General features: G+C 52.1%; 13 protein-coding genes. 10 read left to right on the forward strand and 3 right to left on the reverse strand.

Features of this window, described 5'->3' with window-relative positions; all coding sequences use genetic code 11:
• The first annotated feature begins 256 nt into the window (after nucleotides 1–256).
• The 9 genes from AC23NW_RS34820 (at nucleotide 257) to AC23NW_RS34860 (ending at nucleotide 11,424) form a co-directional block, all read left to right on the forward strand.
• Nucleotides 257–949, forward strand: a complete 693-nt coding sequence (locus AC23NW_RS34820) for a hypothetical protein (protein WP_487455225.1) — start codon at nucleotides 257–259, stop codon at nucleotides 947–949.
• Nucleotides 946–2,238 (forward strand): hypothetical protein, encoded by a 1,293-nt coding sequence (locus tag AC23NW_RS34825; protein ID WP_487455226.1) that lies wholly within the window; start codon nucleotides 946–948, stop codon nucleotides 2,236–2,238. The genes AC23NW_RS34820 and AC23NW_RS34825 overlap by 4 nt, the downstream gene beginning before the upstream one ends.
• Nucleotides 2,239–2,254: 16 nt before the next feature.
• Nucleotides 2,255–2,629, forward strand: coding sequence for a hypothetical protein (locus tag AC23NW_RS34830; RefSeq protein WP_293834779.1), 375 nt, complete (start codon nucleotides 2,255–2,257; stop codon nucleotides 2,627–2,629).
• 189 nt (nucleotides 2,630–2,818) lie between these two features.
• Nucleotides 2,819–4,297, forward strand: a complete 1,479-nt coding sequence (locus AC23NW_RS34835) for a hypothetical protein (RefSeq protein ID WP_487455227.1) — start codon at nucleotides 2,819–2,821, stop codon at nucleotides 4,295–4,297.
• A 43-nt stretch (nucleotides 4,298–4,340) separates the two neighbouring features.
• A complete protein-coding gene (locus tag AC23NW_RS34840) occupies nucleotides 4,341–4,556 on the forward strand; it encodes a hypothetical protein (protein ID WP_487455228.1) in 216 nt (71 codons plus the stop codon).
• Nucleotides 4,549–4,968 carry a PIN domain-containing protein gene (locus tag AC23NW_RS34845; RefSeq protein ID WP_487455229.1) on the forward strand — a complete coding sequence of 140 codons (420 nt, stop codon included), beginning with the start codon at nucleotides 4,549–4,551 and terminating at the stop codon, nucleotides 4,966–4,968. The genes AC23NW_RS34840 and AC23NW_RS34845 overlap by 8 nt, the downstream gene beginning before the upstream one ends.
• 64 nt (nucleotides 4,969–5,032) lie before the next feature.
• Complete coding sequence (locus tag AC23NW_RS34850; RefSeq protein ID WP_293834782.1) at nucleotides 5,033–8,599, forward strand: hypothetical protein; 3,567 nt, start codon at nucleotides 5,033–5,035, stop codon at nucleotides 8,597–8,599.
• A 60-nt stretch (nucleotides 8,600–8,659) separates the two neighbouring features.
• Entirely contained in the window at nucleotides 8,660–10,018 is a 1,359-nt protein-coding gene (locus AC23NW_RS34855) for a hypothetical protein (protein WP_487455230.1), read from the forward strand.
• 122 nt (nucleotides 10,019–10,140) lie between these two features.
• A complete protein-coding gene (locus AC23NW_RS34860; protein WP_487455231.1) occupies nucleotides 10,141–11,424 on the forward strand; it encodes a WG repeat-containing protein in 1,284 nt (427 codons plus the stop codon).
• Nucleotides 11,425–11,436: 12 nt separating this feature from the next.
• Here the strand turns inward: AC23NW_RS34860 and AC23NW_RS34865 are convergent, their stop codons facing one another.
• The 3 genes from AC23NW_RS34865 to AC23NW_RS34875 all read right to left on the reverse strand — a co-directional run bounded on the left by AC23NW_RS34865 (nucleotide 11,437) and on the right by AC23NW_RS34875 (nucleotide 13,642).
• Nucleotides 11,437–12,183, reverse strand: a complete 747-nt coding sequence (locus AC23NW_RS34865; RefSeq protein WP_293834785.1) for a hypothetical protein — start codon at nucleotides 12,181–12,183, stop codon at nucleotides 11,437–11,439.
• 166 nt (nucleotides 12,184–12,349) lie between these two features.
• Nucleotides 12,350–13,282 carry a hypothetical protein gene (locus AC23NW_RS34870; protein ID WP_487455232.1) on the reverse strand — a complete coding sequence of 311 codons (933 nt, stop codon included), beginning with the start codon at nucleotides 13,280–13,282 and terminating at the stop codon, nucleotides 12,350–12,352.
• Between the two features lie 27 nt (nucleotides 13,283–13,309).
• The gene (locus tag AC23NW_RS34875) at nucleotides 13,310–13,642 is read right to left on the reverse strand and encodes a PKD domain-containing protein (protein ID WP_487455233.1); all 333 of its coding nucleotides are present in this window, start codon (nucleotides 13,640–13,642) and stop codon (nucleotides 13,310–13,312) included.
• Between the two features lie 224 nt (nucleotides 13,643–13,866).
• Here AC23NW_RS34875 and AC23NW_RS34880 point away from each other — a divergent pair, with 224 nt between their 5' ends.
• The gene (locus AC23NW_RS34880) at nucleotides 13,867–17,565 is read left to right on the forward strand and encodes a PAS domain S-box protein (RefSeq protein WP_487455234.1); all 3,699 of its coding nucleotides are present in this window, start codon (nucleotides 13,867–13,869) and stop codon (nucleotides 17,563–17,565) included.
• Nucleotides 17,566–17,718: the final 153 nt, after the last annotated feature.

The raw sequence follows: 17,718 nt of genomic DNA on the forward strand, positions 1-17,718 counted from the left end.
TTTAGGTCTGCTTAGTTGCTGCATGATCTTGCGAAGTTAAGCAAGTTCACTGTGCCGATAAATTAGACCATCTCATAGGATACGTAAATGTTAGTATCATAGTTTTGATTAATTGAGAAAACGGTAGACAGGCTACAGGAAGGTATTTCATGAATTTAGCACGTTAAGGGTAATGAAAAGGCCGTTTGTCATATTTCCCGTACGGAATACCATAAATTCCCTTTACATTCGTTTTACCCAAAGTTGTTTTTAATTCATGCAGGGAACCGTTATTCACTATGATCCACTGACGCGCTGCGGGGTTTTGCAGGCTGAAGATGGGCAGGTGCACTACTTCAGGGAAAACCAGCTGACAGATGCCGGTCAGGTTATCGATAACCAGCGGGTGCGGATCACCGGCGAGGGCGATTCGATGCAGATTGCTACCCGCCTGTCGGCCCTTTCGCAGACACCGGCCGGTTCACCGGGACCCGCAGTAACCTCTGTCAGCAACGGTCGCCCGTCTGCGGCAGCCTACGATCAGCTTTTGCAATCAGCTCCGGCTTATCCGCCGGCTCCGGCTCCGGTCAGGGTGGTTGAAAATCATTCGGGCGGAATCCGCAACTGGCCTGGTACGCTTGCGGCTGCACTGGCTTTCTGCCTGCTGCTGATTGCCGGTAACGGTATGAAACCCGGACGGCCTGAACGCAATATTCCGCTGCTGACCTCATGGTGGGCCGTCGGGTCAGCGGTGCTGCTGATCGGTATGACCTATCTACAGGCCATTGGCGGCAGTTTACTACGTGTGCGGTCGGCGTTCTGGCTGGTCGCCATTTGCTCAGGACTGGCCTATCTCATGCAGCGCTGCAAAGGCTTTGAAACGGATACGGTTACTCAATGGTATTTTTACACGCTCGTCGTGATATGTCTGATTATTTACATTTTGCCTTACAATCGCAATCGTTCATGAAATCAACCCGCTATACATTATTCGCCGCGGCAATTGCCGGCCTCCTGATGCTGCAAGGCTGTGGCGGCTCTAAACGGGAAAGAAAAGAAGAAGCCGGGGCCAGCGAGCCGAAAGCTGAAAAAGCGCCGTCGCTGAAGGAAATAAACTTTTTTCTGGAAACGTCGGCCAGCATGGGGGGCTATCTGAAAGGGGGAACGGAGTTTAAGGATATTGTATCGGAAGTGGTTACGAAGGCCAATCAGATTAAGCCGGTAACGGTCTGGACCATTGCCGGTAAACCCGAAGCGTATAGCGGCGATGTGAATACGTTTGTGACCAGCCTCGCTACAACACCGCTGGCTACCGGCCGTAGTTCGGAGCTGCACAATATCGTTAAGCAGGCAGGCGATAAAGCGAAAGGTAACGCAATCTCGGTGCTGGTATCCGACTGTATTCTGTCATTTCCGGATGCCGATATCAAAAAGAACCCCGAAATTAACCGCAACGATGCATCGAGCGTGCTGAAAAATGCCATTTACGATGAATTTGCCAGCCTGAACAAGCAGGGAATCGGTGTTACGGTGTATGCTTACCGGTCAGGATTCAACGGTACGTACTACACCTATCAGAACCAGAAACAAGCACTCAGCGGCGAGTCGCGGCCGTTTTATGTCTGGGTGATCGGTAAGCAGAATCTGCTGGCTGACTTCAACGCACAGCTGCAGGATCTGCTGAGTACCAAACCGGCACAGCGGCTGGATTTTGGTGCGGGGGGCGGCCTGAAAAAATATGACCTCCTGTTTTCGGTCAATAAAAAAGGGGATTGGCGGGCCGAGCGCGGCAACGTGACGGAGATCAAAGCCGGAAAGAAAACTGATCCGGCTGAGTTTGCCATTGCCGTTAATCTGGGCGGATTGCCGGCCTATGCACAGGCCGAAAGCTACCTGAAGCAGAACCTGAACATTAAGGCCGATAATGCTACCCTGAAATTGGTGAGCGTGAAACGCCGCGAAAACCTGGGCGCAACCCAGCGCATCAGCGACCGCGAAATGCAGCTGCTGAACGCGAATACCCACGTACTGACGTTTAAAATAGAAAGCCAGTTTGCGGAAGAAGCATCGGTTAACGTGAAACTGCCGGTTCGCTTTGATACGTGGTATACCGACTGGTCGACGATGGATGACCGCAGTGCCGATGGCCGGCGTAACAAAACCTTTGCCTTTGAACACCTGATGGCCGGTGTCCGGGAGGCGTATCAATCGTCAGGCAACGACTTCATCAACCTGACCTTTAAATTAGAAAAAGACTGATAAAAACCACGAACACATGTTTATTACGCTGTATGAACTTTGGCTGGGGCAGAACAATGACCCCATCTACGCGGATGAAATTTTTACGCCGGTCGGCGTGATTACCCTCATGGTTTCGCTGATTCTGGCGGCCGTATTTTACGTAATTCTGGGGCGCTGGAAATCCGTTTTCTCCGGCCGTGGGCCGTGGGTGCTTACGCTGGTAGCCGCCCTGATTTTTGCCTTTGCCTATGCACTGTGGTATGCCATGGATCGTACAGGCGCCGACGAGTCGGATAGCTACATGACTGGCTTCGGGGCCATTAACACGTTGTATGCAGCCATCTATTTTTTCGTTTTTTCTATTGCGCTGAAACGCTTCTCCATCTTCGCTAAGCATACGCCGTTCTGAGATAAAGAACGAAAGAGTGAATGAGTGAAAGAGTGAGGACGACCGCGAACGGCCTGCCTGATTCTGAGCCTATGGTAGATTAGCCGATATAATTAGGGGAGTTACAATCGTTGTAAGAGAATAAAAGAAACTTCGCAGCGTTGCCGGAGCATCAGGACGAGCCGGCAATTGACGGAGGACGGATACTATATGAAACTATTTCTTTTTGGCATTGGCGGTACGGGAGCGCGGGTGCTTCGCTCCCTGACGATGTTACTTGCGTCGGGTGCCCAGGTGCCTGCCGATTTAACCATTATCCCGATTCTGCTCGATATGGACATGCAGAACGGAGACACCGAGCGGTCGCTCCGGCTTGTTGAGTTGTACCGGAGTATCCGGCAGACGGCCTACGAGCGTACTGGTGAACAAACGACGCGCCGCACCTTTTTTTCTACGCCTATCCGTCCGCTAGGTACTTTGCAGGCTGAAAATGCGCAGGAAAAAATCGGCGATTCGGTGCTGCCCAAACTGACAGATCATCAGGGAACATTCGAAGAGTTTCTGAACGTCAGCAGTATGGATGAGCTGGACCGGGAGCTGCTTAAACTGCTTTATGATAACTCGGCCAAGCCAACCAATGCGGAGCTGAAGCTGAACCTGTCAGTTGGTTTTAAGGGTAATCCGAACATTGGCAGTGTGGTGTTTAATGCGCTGGAAGATTCGCCGGTGTATAAATACTTTACCGGCGCGTTCAACGACCAGACCGACCGTATTTTTATCATCAGTTCGATTTTCGGCGGTACCGGTTCAGCCGGCTTTCCGCAGTTAGTGAAGCTGTTACAGCACCCGAGCCAGAAATTACAGATCCGGAATGCGCGCAAAGGTGCCGTTACGGTGATGCCATATTTTGCGCTCGAAGAAAACAGCCAGAGTGCCATCGACCAGAACCGGTTCCTGTCAAAAACCAAGGCGGCCTTGTCGTATTATCAGCACCAGATCAATCTGGATGCTTTGTACTACATCGGCGACCGGCCGGGGGCAAAACTGTACCCGAACGTCGAAGGGGGGAGCCAGCAGGCTAATAGTGCCCACGTCGTCGAAATGCTGGCGGCGGAAGCCATTCTTGATTTTGCCCGTCGCGGTCAGGATGATTTTTCGGATGCCAAACGGTATTTCGAGTACGGGATCCGCCGCAATGACCGGATTCTGGACCTGCCTCACTTTGCGGACGTGACCTATCAGCAGGTGCTTGACCCGCTGGTCCGGTTTACCTACGCCACCAAGTTTTTCACCGAGTTTGTGCCTAACAACCTGAGCGAATCATTTGCGAAGAACCTCGGGTTGCCGCAACAGCTCCGAACCAGCACCTATTACACGGCGCTGGACAACTTCATGAATCATCACTTCAAGGCATGGTTGCGTGAACTGGCCGGTAACGACCGGGGGTTTGCTGCCTTTGATCTGGAGTCTGACTTTAATGCACTCGTTCGGGCTAAACGGATCGAAACCGGCTTTTTTGACAAGGGCATCAGCACCCGGTTCCTGCAGGATGCCGCCGGTAAAATTGAAAACAGCCTCCAGGCCGGTTATCCGCAACCCGAAGCCCGTCTGATGCAGCTGCTGATCGACATTGCCGACCGCTGTATGGAGAAGCTTGGACCGATTAACCGCCAGCTTGCCGACGCGTAGGTTTGCAGGGCAGAATCGTTATTTTTGATAAAAGACAAGAGACATGACATCTATTCATCTGGAAAGCAATCAGGACCGCTATACGATCTCAATCGATAAAAATGCCGTTGATAAAGCCTGGATGATTAAGCTCATCGAACGGCTACGGATGGAAGAACTGGCTCAGCAATTAAACTTTGATGAGTCGGTAGAGGAACTGGGCGAACAAATTAAGGCTGATTGGTGGGCAAAAAATAAATCCCGCTTTATCAATGAGTAAAAAAGTTGTAGTCATTGATACAAATGTGGTGTTTAAAGCGCTGCGTTTACAGTACTCTTCATTTCGGGAGGTGATCAATCGTGACGAGTATCAATTTTGTGCGCCAAAGTTTTTGCTGGTTGAGATTTTCAAACACAAGGAAAAAATACTCAGGAATAACAAACAGGCAGAGGATGATTTTTACGAATATCTCAACCTGCTGATTAATCGTATTTACTTTGTTAATGAAGATGTTATTGCGCTGGGCTGTTATGTGGAAGCTTACCGTCTGTGTAAAGATATTGATGAAAAAGATGTCCCTTTTGTTGCATTAGCGATTGAACTCGACTGTGACTTTTGGACCTATGATTTTCTGTTAAAAGAAGGGCTTGTTACGAAAGGGTTTAGCCGTTTTTTTGAGCCTGTTTTTTGATACTACTTCATGTAGATCGGACGAGTGAATGACCTCCGATCCGCAAAAGAAAACACGATACTAAATGCCTCATATACTCCGCATTGATACTGATCCGAATGTCAGTCAGCAGAACCACCAGGGCTGGACGCCAAGCCCGAACGGATTGACCGGCAATCGCATTGAGCACGTACCCGATACGCTGTCGGGCGCTGCACCCGGCGGCGCTGCCGGTCTGGCAGCCAAAGCCGGAACGTCCATTCCGTCACCGTTCGCCAGGTTATACCTCTTCGATACGGCCTTCCGGATGGTGAAAAACCAGCTCCAGCCGCACGAACTGTCGATGTACCATGTCCTGGTGTCGCACTGCCTGGACTTGCTCGAACTGCTTTTTCAGGCGGGGGGCAGTGACGACCTGACCTACCGGGTCTGGAACCGGCAGGAGCGGCTCGATAAACTGAAACAACAGCAGAATATCCCGGGAGCGGCACACCGGCATTCGCACCAGATTCTGGCCAAGGCGCTGGAACTGGACTTCCGCAATGAGCTGGGCAATATTCAGAGCTTTACGTTCATTTATTACAAAGGTGCCTTATTGGGCGGGACCTCGCCGCTGACGCTGGTGTTTACGTCACCAAACTGGGAGCAGGAGCGGCAGAACCGGTTTATTGACCCGCCGAAAAGCGCTACCGGCCGGTTGTTATTCCAGAATGAATACGTTCCGTTACAATCCCGCGACGAGGCATTTGTGACCTACCTGCGCCGGTTCTACGACCAGTACAATATGCAGATGCCGCAGGGTGGTTTTAAAGAATATCTCTATAAGGTATTTTTCGACAGCCCGATGCCGGTGCAGATTGCGCAGGGTACGACGCTGGCCAACTTTATGCCGATCACGACGGGGGGCGAAAGCAACTCGCCGCTGCAAGTGTTGCCAGGGCTGATGCTCTACCGCGTCCGCGAAGACGATGTGCTCAACGATATCGAAGAAAACAGCGATTTCGTCATGCAATCGACGGTAGATTATTTCCAGCGGGAGGCACGGAATGGAGCACCTACCAACGTACGGAAGCCGCTGGCGCTGGCGTCGCGGATGGATGTGTATGGGCGGTACGTGAAAAACACCAACTGGAATGCCAGCACGGTCATCATGCGGTCCCTGCTCAACGACCTGAGCCGTGGCGATCTGCTGAGTGAGCGCTACCTGCCGGGCGTCGACAATGTGCGGTATCCGTTCGTAACGACCGATGACTTCCTGGAAGATTTTCTGGTGAAAATGCCGTTCAAAATCAATAACGGCCGCTTTTTCACCGGTACAGCGGGAGACAGTGAGTTCCTGCTGCCGATCCGGAAAGAATATTTCAACTTTTTCCGCGTTGAAGACCTGCAACGCCAGTTCGGGTTCCGCGCCGAAGACCGGGGCATGGAACGGATTGTGATTGCCACCCTTCAGATTCCGATCAAAAATAACCGGACCATTGAATTCCGGAAAGAATACAACCTGTCGCGTCCTGAAACCGTGCTCGACTTCCGGGCGGGGATGGCATTCTTCCCGTTCTACCGCATTACGGTGCCGGATACCTACCTGCAAAGCCTCAATCAATACAATGTGATGCTGGTGGATGCGAGTCAGGACAATGCCAGTTTCCGTGCGGGCACGTCGGTGAAGTTTTATCAGCTGCCACAGGTGATTACCAATCAGCCGCTGAACGTACCGGCACCTGATCACCGGACGCCGAAATCAGACATTACCGGCGCTGCTTCATATTACTATAAGGTGCCGCAGGCATTCGATCTGATGGAGGTAAAACTGGAGCGCAGCGGCATGCCGTACCGTGGTCTTGTCTTACCGCAGTTTACGATTATCGACCAGCGCGGCTACAAACCGTTTACGTTTGCCATCGACTTCGGTACGTCGAATACACACGTGGCTTTTGCCGATTCGACGATGGGGAATGCCGATCCGAAACCGCTGACCATCAGCGATGATAAGGTGAACCTCAACCGTGATGAGCTACAGATGGTGACGCTCAATAAGCCGTATGATGGCTATGAGGTGAAGAGCGCCTATGACCGTTACCACCTGAAAGTCAGCTACGGGCAGCTGCCGGAAATGGAACGCCTGATCCGCCGGGAGTTTATGCCATCGATTATTGGCCGCGAGCATGGGTCGCCGTTTGCGTTCCCGCTCCGGACAACGGTGTTTGAGCGCACCGGTATGACCGACAGCGGCGATAACCTGTTCACGAAGCTGAATCTTGGCTTCAACATCGACCTGGAAGACGGCAGTACGGGAGTGAACCGCTACGTAACGAACCTGAAATGGTTGTTCGAAAACCAGCCGGGCGATACGCTTAACCGGCCACGGGTCCGGGCGTTTTTCGAGACGTTGCTGCTGATGATCCGGAACAAGGTTATTCTGAATCAGGGCGATGTGCAGCATACCCGCGTGGTCTGGCTGGCACCGTCGTCGATGGGAATGGATGTGGAGGATAAACTGGTTGGGGAGTGGGAGAAAGCGTTCCGGCAGGTATTCGGCCATACCCAGAATTTCTCGGCTCAGCCGATTCCGGAATCGCTGGCGCCGCATTTCTACCTGATTACTAAAGGGGTGAAATCATTCGCCGATGCGGTTAACGTCGATATCGGGGGCGGTACAACGGATATTATGCTGTTCATGAAGCAGCAAAACCGTTACCTGAACACCTCGTTCCGGTTTGCGGGATACGACATCTGGGGAGCAGGCCTTGATCAGCAAGGACATCCGTCGCACCAGAAAGACAACGGCTTTGTGCAGAACTACCTACAATACCGCCGGTCACTGAGTCAGGCGCATTCGTCGGAAGATCAGGTATTTGAAACGTTCCTGCAAAACCCTGACCTGACGGCCGAAGACATTGTCAGCCTGCTGTTTAAGTACGATTCGCACTTCAAGTTTACCCAGTCGATTCAGGATGGGCGGCCCGCCCTGCGCATTGTCTTGTACCTGCATTACAGTGCTATTGTCTACCATTTGGTGCAGATGATTGAGGCACATAACCTGAGCCTGCCGCGGTACCTGACCTTTACCGGACGGGGTAGTCAGTACCTGAATATGCTGGGCACCCGTACGCGGCTCATCCAGTTTACGAAACTACTTTTCAAGGCGTATACAACGCTGCCGGTTCCGCCTGATTTTGAGGTGATCCTGACCGATAATCCGAAAGAAACGACCGCCAACGGAGCTGTACTGTTCGAAAACGCGGGCATGGAAAAGGCGCGCTACGAAAACCGCGAAACAACCTGTTACTGGGGTAATGAACCCGAAAAACCGGTTGCGTTCCAGTACCGGCTCACGCAGATCGGCGATGTGATTCCGCAGCAGGAATTCCATCATTCGGTGCTGAACAACGTGAAAACGTTCCTCGAAAAAACGCTGAAAGACCCGGGCATTGCCAGCTTCCTGAGCGAATACAACATTCGCCGGCCGGAGCAGTATCTGGATTTTCTGGTAGGCGTCGACGTGACGCGCAACGGCCGCCTGTTCGACAGTTATATGCTGGCCCGTACCGGTCTGGAGCGCAATGCCGATAAGTTTCTGGCCGAAACGTACTTTTTCCTGCCACTCAAGCACGCATTATACGAATTATCGAAACAGATCGCTGTTTCATAACGACCATCGCAGCCGCTACCTGTTCAGGGTAGCGGCGTTTTGCCCGAATTAACGAAGGTTATGCTTCAGAAAACGATTTTCCTGAGCCTGCTGGTGACCCAACTCGCCGTTGGCCAGACAACCGATCAGATTGGCGGAAAAGCCTTTGAAATGACCAAAGCAACGGTCGAATTTCTGGCTACCGACAAGAAAACCTATGGCTATCAGACCAAAGCGAGCTGTCCGGCCTGTGTAAGCTATCAAACCCTCAATAAGTTTATTGCCGACAACAAGCTGACGAAGGCCGATGAGCTGGTCAGTGCTGCTCAGAAAAAGACGGCAGAGCTGACCGGTCAGAAAAAGCCGGATGCAGAAGTGCTGAAAGAACTGCGGGCCTTTTTACTGGAACGCGTAACCGGTGGTGCGGAGCGTAAACACCGGCTGACTTTAAAATCATTTGCTGCTTACCAGAACCAGCTGAATACACTGGCGGGGCTGGCTCCGGTCGGGGCTGCTCAGCAACCGGTTGCCGACACACCCGTAAGCGATCAGGAGGATCAGGAAGTGACGCCGGATACAGTTGCTGCTGAAGCTAACTCACCGGTTGCGGCATTATCAACCACAGAAAACTCTTTCTTTTCTATGTCTCTTGTTGCCTTAATTGCTTCATTGCTAAGCCTTGTAGGCGTTGGTGTATTGTTCCTGCGTAAGAATAAACCGCAGGAGACTGGCGAGATGGAAAAGCGGATAGCAGATCTTAGTAAGCAGGTTTTTGATCGAAAAACTGATTACCAGGAGGCTATGCGTCGTATTGAATCTCTGGAAAAAGTGCTGAGCCGGCAACCTCAGCCCATTGGCACTCCACAGACTACATCGCAGCCTTCGCCCCCTCAACCGGCTAACGTGCCGACAGCACCGGCGCCCCGGCCGGAACCTGCGCGGACCGGCCAGAATCTGCCGCGTACGCATACAGAAACTTATGTACCACCGGTAAATCCGGGCAGCGTTCCAACACCGGCAGCTGCGGCTGTACCATCAACTGAGGTGCCCCCGACTGTGGCATCCCCGGCTTCGGTGCCCCCGGCTATTCCGGCTTCATCGGCTCCGGCATCGCCAAAGCCGGGTATTAAATCTGACCGGTATGCCCGCACAGCTGATCTGGGCGATGGCTTCAGCACGGGCGGATTGCTGCCTGCCTCCGAGCGTGGTACGATTTACCAGCTTTCGCTGGAAGGCCACATTGGTACATACCGCGTCATTGATAATACGGAATCGCAGCAATTGGCCCTGAGCGATCCGTACTCGTACCTGAGCGATGCCTGTGAGTACCTGAATCAGCCGCGCCCCAACGCACGGATCATGACCGAAAAGCCTGGTCAGGTGTCGCTGCAAGGCGATAAATGGAAAATTGAGCAGAAAGCGCGGGTTTCGTTTATGTAATTATTGTTCAGTCCGATAAACAGAAGACACGGTTTGCAGCAGCAAAAAACTGCGGCTAAACCGTGTCTTTTGTGTGTAATCGAGGCAGGAACGTTTTAGTTTTGCAACAACAAATACCACCAATGACAGTCGAGGAACTACGCGAACGCATCAAAAATCAAATTGTCCTGCACGACGGCGATCTGGCCGACTGGCAGTGGACACCGACCGGCCTGCCCGCCGAAGCCACCGAACTCGGCATAACCGATTTCCGCCGGTTGGTGAACGATGTCAGCCGGCAGCTGAACAGCTACTTCGGGCGCATTCTGGACCTGAAAGAGAAGGTTCGGGTGCAGGCCCGCAAGCAGCAGAAAAAGCTGAGCAACGGGGATATTGATGAGATTGTGCAGGAAGCCGAACACCTGACGCTGTCGCGCGGATTCGTGGCCGATCAGTGGATACCAGCCATTTTGCAGTCCGTAACCGATATAGAGACCGCGCCGGTTGTGCCGTCGGCCGTATCGGAGCGCAAGCCGGTACCGGTAGCACCCTTGTCGGAATCAGATGCATCGATCCGGCAAAAGGTTAATGAGATTCTGGATGATTATGACCGCCACATTCCGGTGCAGACGCTACGGACGCTGTTCCGTGCCATAAATGCTGAAGAACAACAACTGGCCGAAGCCGTACAGGCCTATTTGTCGGCCAACTTTTTCGCAGCTGAGACCGAACCGAACGGCAACACGCTGAAAGAAAAGCTGCTGTCGACAGACTGGCGGCACCTGAGCTGGTGGAAGGTACGGGCTGCTCCGGTAACGCCTGTACCGGCCGAACCTGCCAGCCCGCCGGTCTCACAACCCGTGAACCCGTCATCCGGACCGCGTAACCATCCGATGGTTGATACCAATTACCGGATCCCGCCGGTCGCCCCGCCACCGGTTAATGCGCCGCCCCGCCGGAATCTGGCTGGTCTTTGGGGCGTATTGTTCGCGCTCGCCTTTATGCTGATTATCTACCTGATGATCAAGGGCGGTAAAAAAGATACGTCTTCACAACAGGAGGAACAGACACGGACTGAGCAGCCGGAAACACCTTCGACAACGAAAAAAAGGGGGAAAAAGAAGCGGAAACAGCCGGTTGAGGATGTGGCCACTGATAGCCGTGTTAACGAGCGGACAAGTAGCGAAAGCAATGCTTCCGTTAAGCAGCTGCCACAACTGCCGGACTATGAAGAGTTACGGGATCAGGTGGGTCAGTACAAGGAGCAACCGGCGATGAAAAAAGGCAAATGGGGCCTGTGGCGCAACGAAAAGTGGTTTATCAAGCCGATTTACGACGACATTACGGTATTTGAAGACGGCCGCGCTACCGTAACCCTCGGCGGAGCGTCCTTTGAGATCGACCGGTACGGCAACCGGGTACGATAGAGGGTGCTGTTGTCAGTTCGATACCAGTGTCGTTTTAGGCAAGGCCGGCGTTCGTTGCCGGACGAGCAGGTTGCGGAACGAAATGCCGTCGCCGCCGGTCATTACACCGATGTGGTTGCCCATGAAGTAACGGAAGGGGAAAGGACTGGTCGTTACCTCTTGCTTGTTAATATAGACATGCATCGTCGTACCGATGCGGCGGACTGCAAGGGTATTCGCTTCCAGTTTCACGCTGCGCTGCGGCGATGAGATGCCGCCCGGAAAATACCGGCTTGATACTTTTCCGTCAATCACCATACCAATGACCAGTTGGCCCTGATCGGTCAGACGGATCTGGCAATAATTCAGCGAATCGAGCATGCCAATCAGCAATCCGCCCTCCGGAATGGTGCCGGGTTTACCGATAATATCGACCTGGACAGTGAATGAGTCCGTTTTGTTAAGGTTAATATTTTCCGGTAGACTGATATAACTGTAGGCAAATCGCTTACTTTCAGGGTTTTGCCTGTGAATGGTGTAGCTGCCATTCTCAATAGCATAGGCATAATCGCCCTGAATACCCTGACGCCATGCATGCAGGTTGCTGGTAAAGTTTTCCCTGAATGCTACCGGAGTGGGTAACGGATTCGGATGCGGGGTTTCCGGGCTGATTTTTACTTTTACCCAGTGGCTGGATGCCGAGGAAATACCTGGGTCCTGCGCGTGGCCGGTTAATCCGGTTCCCAGTAAAAAGAACAATAAAAGGAAACGTTTCAGCATAGTACGGTCTGTCTGCAAGCTGCCGGAAACGCAGCAAACGGCAAAATTAATGCCTGTGCGAAATACGACAACTTTAATTTAAGTCAGAATAGTACATAGTTCATTCTTTTGATGGGTAGTGAGCAAAAGAATGAGCTATGTCTAAAAGCAAACAGAGAAGACGATACTAGAAACGTATGTTGACGACACCGACCAGCTGACCGGCCTGGAAGCCTGGAGCGAAGGAAACGCCGGCGTTATTCTTTTTGTAACTATGGTTACGGATGCCGCGGATGAGTGTCAGTGTCACATCCGTCAGCCAGATGGCGGCCGCCGCGCGGGTTGCCAGGTAATACCGGTGGTGGTACTGATTGGCTTCCTGGTAGTACGGTTCACCTTCCGCCGCATTTTTCTGCTGGGTATACAGCTTGTAAGCATCCTGAGCTTTAGGCTGTTGTTGCAGTCCATATAGCAGCAAACCATAAAATCCGGCCGTTACTAAAGGCCGGAGCCCAACCCTGAAAACCGGTTTATGCTGCTTATCCGTTTGCACGAACATGTTGCCGACGCCGGGCAGTACGGCCGATACCAGTGCCCATCCCGGGCCGGGAGACCAGCGTTTTTTCACCTTTTGCCGGGTCGTATCCGTTTCTGTTACTGTCTTCTCTTTAGATTTAGACGTGTCAGCCTGTGTTTGGTAACTTTTATTAGCTGAATTACTCAAATCCGGGGAGGATAAGGTAACAGAAGATGGCGTAGTTTGAGGTAAAATAGCTCCTTTGTAACCGGCAGGTTTAATATATACCGTCGCCCGAACTTCACCATTGAGCGTAAAGCCGTTTTCGCCGGCCCGCCAGATGATTTTTTTATCCGGCCCAGCCTCCACGTCAAGACCAAAATCGCCGGTAACGAACTCCTTCTTTACGGCCAGTGCACCGCCGAAACGGCTTTCCACCTGAAAGTAAACGGAGTCGCCGGTCTGGATGGCATCAAGGTTATAGCGGATCTCAATACGATTCTGGCTGAGCGCCCTTGTCCGGACATTCGACACTGATTGCTGGCCAAGCGTCAACGTTGATATGCCGGTAAAAAAAAGTAGCAGGTAAATTAGTTTCATCATCAGGTTATCTTCGGTCGGGTAGGGTAATCAGGGTTTTACGGTGATTTGCGTTGAGGTCTTGACGAGGTCATTACAGGAATTAGCCATCAGAATACTAACCGTATAGGTTCCCGCTTTCTGATACCCATACACAAACCGTTTACCGACGCGGTTCTGCCCGTCCCCCAAATCCCAGCCTACCGACCCGATTTCGCCCTTTTCGCCGGTCAGGTAAAATTCAACGGTGAGTCCTTCGGCAATGTAGGCAATCGTGGCCGACGGCTTTTCACAGACTTTAAAGGTATTACGTTCCAGGTTATAGGGCTCACATGCCTGTAAACCGGTCAGAATCAACAGAAAAAAGAGATAGTGCTTATGCATCTGGCAGGAAATTAGCCTCAAATGTACAAAAACACAGGCATAGCTGCTCTAAAACACACAGTATCAACTATACCCGATTTACAAAATGGTAAAAAAGCAATATTTGGGCCAGGAATTCAGATTCGGCACGGGGAATTGAGCAAACGTAACGACTTTTTTGGCCTAAAAATCGCTAACTTAACCAGTCATTACCACATAGAACGATACTTAACCACTGTGTAACTGTGCGCTGGTCTGCTAAAACAAAACAGGAACTGGTAGCCGATATTCGCCGGCTTAGTAAAGAACTGGATGTTCTGAATACACTCGACGGATTACCCCGCTCATCGCAGGCATCGGCTTTTGATGTGCGCAATACCGTCGATCAACTGAATCTGATCGGCCTTACCGTTCAGTATGACGGGACACTGACCTATGCAAATCCGTATACATACCGGGTAACGGCATGGAGTCCTGAAGACATTATCGAAAAGGATTTTTTCAATACGCTGATTCCCGCATCAGAGCGGGATGCCCTCCGGCTCGAATTCGCGGATGCCGTTAATCGGGGTGGGTTCTTCGAATCCAAGGAGATAGACCTGCTGACCCGTAGCGGGGCCCTGCGGCAGGTGCAGCTTAACTCATTTATTGTCAATAAAATAGCCGGTGATCTGGTCTCATTTACGCTGATCGGCGAAGACGTAACCAATAAGCGGCGGGTGGCCTCGGCTCTGTCATTTTCCAATGCCCAGTTGCAGGATCTGGTCGATAATACCAGTGATTTGATCCAGCTGCTGACGCTCGACGGTAAGTTTATATTCGTTAACCGGGCGTGGAAAGAGGTATTAGGCTACAGTTTCGACCAGATTGCGGCCCTGAACCTGCGCGATGTCCTGCACCCGGATTATGTTGATATAACCTTCGACCGGCTGAAACGCATCCAGGACGGCGAGAAAATGCCGCATTTTGAGACTGTTTTCAAAAGTAAAAACGGGCGGACAATCTTTTTGTCAGGAAGCGTAAACTGTCGTTACGATCAGGGTCGCCCAACGGCTTTCCGCTGTATTCTTCACGATACGACCAGTAAAATCAGGGCCGAAAAAGCGCAGAAGCTGTACTACAGCATTGCCAACTGGACCATGAATTCGCCGAATCTGGAGGATTTGTACAGCCGTATTCACCGCGAGCTGGGCAACATCATTGACGCCCGGAATTTCTTTATTGCGCTTTACGATCAGAATAAAAAATACCTGCATTTCCCGTATTACATCGACGAATATTTCACGGGCAATATGCGGTTTACGAAGCGGCGGCTCGGGACCGGTCTGACCGAATATACAATCCGGGCGAATAAACCGCTGTTTTTGTACGAAAAAGACATCCGGCAACTGGCCGACGATCACGAAATCGACCTTTACGGGCAGAAACAACCCAAAGTGATGCTTACCGCACCGCTCCGGATTGACGACCAGATTACGGGAATTATCGGGGTGAAGTCGTACGCTGATGAGCGGAAATACGGCCCCCGCGACCTCGAACTGCTGGAGTTTATTTCCGGTCAGGTAGCGCTGGCCATCGCCCGGAAACAGGACGAAACGGCGCTCGATAAGCAGAATGCGCGGCTGAATGCCATTTTCGACAGCAGTACGTATCTGATCTGGTCGGTTAATAAAGCCCTGCAACTGACGTCGTTCAACAAGAACTATACGCGCCTGATTGAGCATCATCTGGGCAAAACGCCGGCGCTGAACCTGACCACCAACCAGCTTGGCTGGCGCATGATCGGCGATGATAACCGCAGAATGCTGGCCGAACGCTATAAACAGGCGTTTCGGGGGATACCGCAGAACTTTGAACTGCATTTTGAAACCGACAAGGGGGAAACCTGGCTTGAGTTTCACCTTAACCCGATCCTGCTTTCCGGCGGGGTTATCGAAGAAGTGTCAGGTATAGCGCGCGACATTACTAACCGGAAACGGGCGCAGCTGAGCATGCAGCAGAGCGAAGAGAAGTTCCGGGGGATTTTTGAAAACCTGCAGGATATCTACTGCCGCGTCGACCACGATGGCCGGATCACGATGATCAGCCCGTCGGTCTTTAAACGGATGGGCTACACAACCGACGAGGTGATGGGGCAGGACGTCAACCAGTTCTTTGTCGATAAGTCGGTGTTGCGGCATGCCATCGTCCGGCTGCGTCAGAATCATAGTCTCCGGAACTTTGAGGCTACCATGCGCCGCAAGGACGGAACCGAACGCCAATTCATGTTCAATATGTTGCTGTTGCAGGACGAGCACGGTGAGTACAACGTCATTGCTGCGCTGGCCCGCGACATTACCGAACTGAAACGGCAGTCGGCCGAGCTGGTGAAGGCCAAGGAAGAAGCCGAGCGTTCGCTGAAGGTGAAAGAACGGTTCCTGGCCAACATGAGCCACGAAATCCGGACGCCGATGAACGGGGTGATCGGTATGATTGATCTCCTGATTGATACGCCGCTCAATAGCGAACAGCATGATTATGTCCGGACCATCAAACGGTCGTCGGAGACGTTGCTGAATATCCTGAACGATATTCTTGACCTGTCGAAAATTGAAGCCGGTAAAATGGTCCTGCACGAAGCACCGATTGCGTTCCGTGAGGTATTCGATAAGCTTATTGCATTGTTCGGGCAGCAGGCAGCCACAAAAGGCAATACGCTGACATACCATCTGCCGGCCGAATTACCAACGTATGTTATTGCTGATCAGACACGTCTGCTGCAGATTCTGTCGAACCTGACCTCAAACGCCATCAAGTTTACCGAGCATGGTTCGGTGCGGGTTGAGGCGTCGCTGGTAAGTAAGAAGGGCAAATTCAACCGCATCAAGGTGGAGGTCAAGGATTCGGGTATCGGTATTTCGGCCGAAAACCTGAAACTGCTCTTTAACTCGTTCAGTCAGGTCGATAATTCGTCGCGCAAGTCGTTTGGCGGTACCGGCCTCGGGCTTGCTATTTCGAAAGAGCTGGCGCACCTGATGAAAGGCGAGGTTGGCGTGGAGTCGGAGGTAGGCATGGGCAGTACGTTCTGGTTTATCATTGAGCTGAAAGAAACCGCCATTGCGCCAACCGTTACGGCGGCCGAAGCGGGCGAAATGACCCTGATCAATTTCTTCAAGGACTATCATCCGGATGTGTTGCTGGTCGATGATAATGCCGTTAACCGGAAGGTCGCCAGCGAAATTCTGCGGAAGTCGGGCTGCGTGGTGACCACGGCGGGCAGCGGGCCGGAAGCCATTGAGAATGTACGCAAACGGAGTGTCGATGGTACAATGTTCGACATGGTGTTTATGGATATTCAGATGCCGGACATGGACGGTGTCGAAACAACGCGTAACCTGCGGGAGCAGTTCGGCAAGAGTCTGCCAACGATTGTAGCGATGACGGCTTACTCAATGCGCGAAGACCGGGAGCGTTTCCTGAGTCAGGGACTGGACGATTACCTGGCTAAACCGATCCGTGCTCAGAGCCTGATTGCCAAGGTAAAGGAGATCGTCGATGCATCGAGCCAGAAAAAGCAGGACGTAGCGCTTCAGCAGAAGCATCAGGAGATTGCCCAGCAGATGATTCTGCCAATTATCGATCCTGAAATTCTGGGGCAGTTGCGCGATCTGGGCGGACAGGAGCTGGTCGATTCCATTTTCGAAGAGTTTGTCAACGAAGCCACTGAACTGATCAACGGCGCGAACGACGCCTTTGCGCTGGGCGACATTCCGACGGTGAAAAGCAACCTGCACACGCTGAAAGGCAGTGGGGGAACGATCGGCGTTTCGCGGGTAGCGCATATCGCCAAGGAAGCCGAAGGAAAACTGAAAGTAAACGATACCAGCCTGCTGGCGCAGGAGTTAACCGAATTAACAAAGGCGTTTGACGAGTTTCTGAGGCAATACCAGCAATTGATCCAGTAGGGGCGACCCCACGTGGTCGCCCAAATCAAGCACTGGTCCAAATCATACACCGACCCAAATCATACACCGGCGCAATAAAAACATGAGTCATCCCGAATTTTGATTCCATAAGTGAGTGAAAGCAATTCGGATTCGATAAAGCGGTGCTGAGGT

The sequence above is a fragment of the Arsenicibacter sp. R0_47 genome (genome assembly GCF_057652235.1).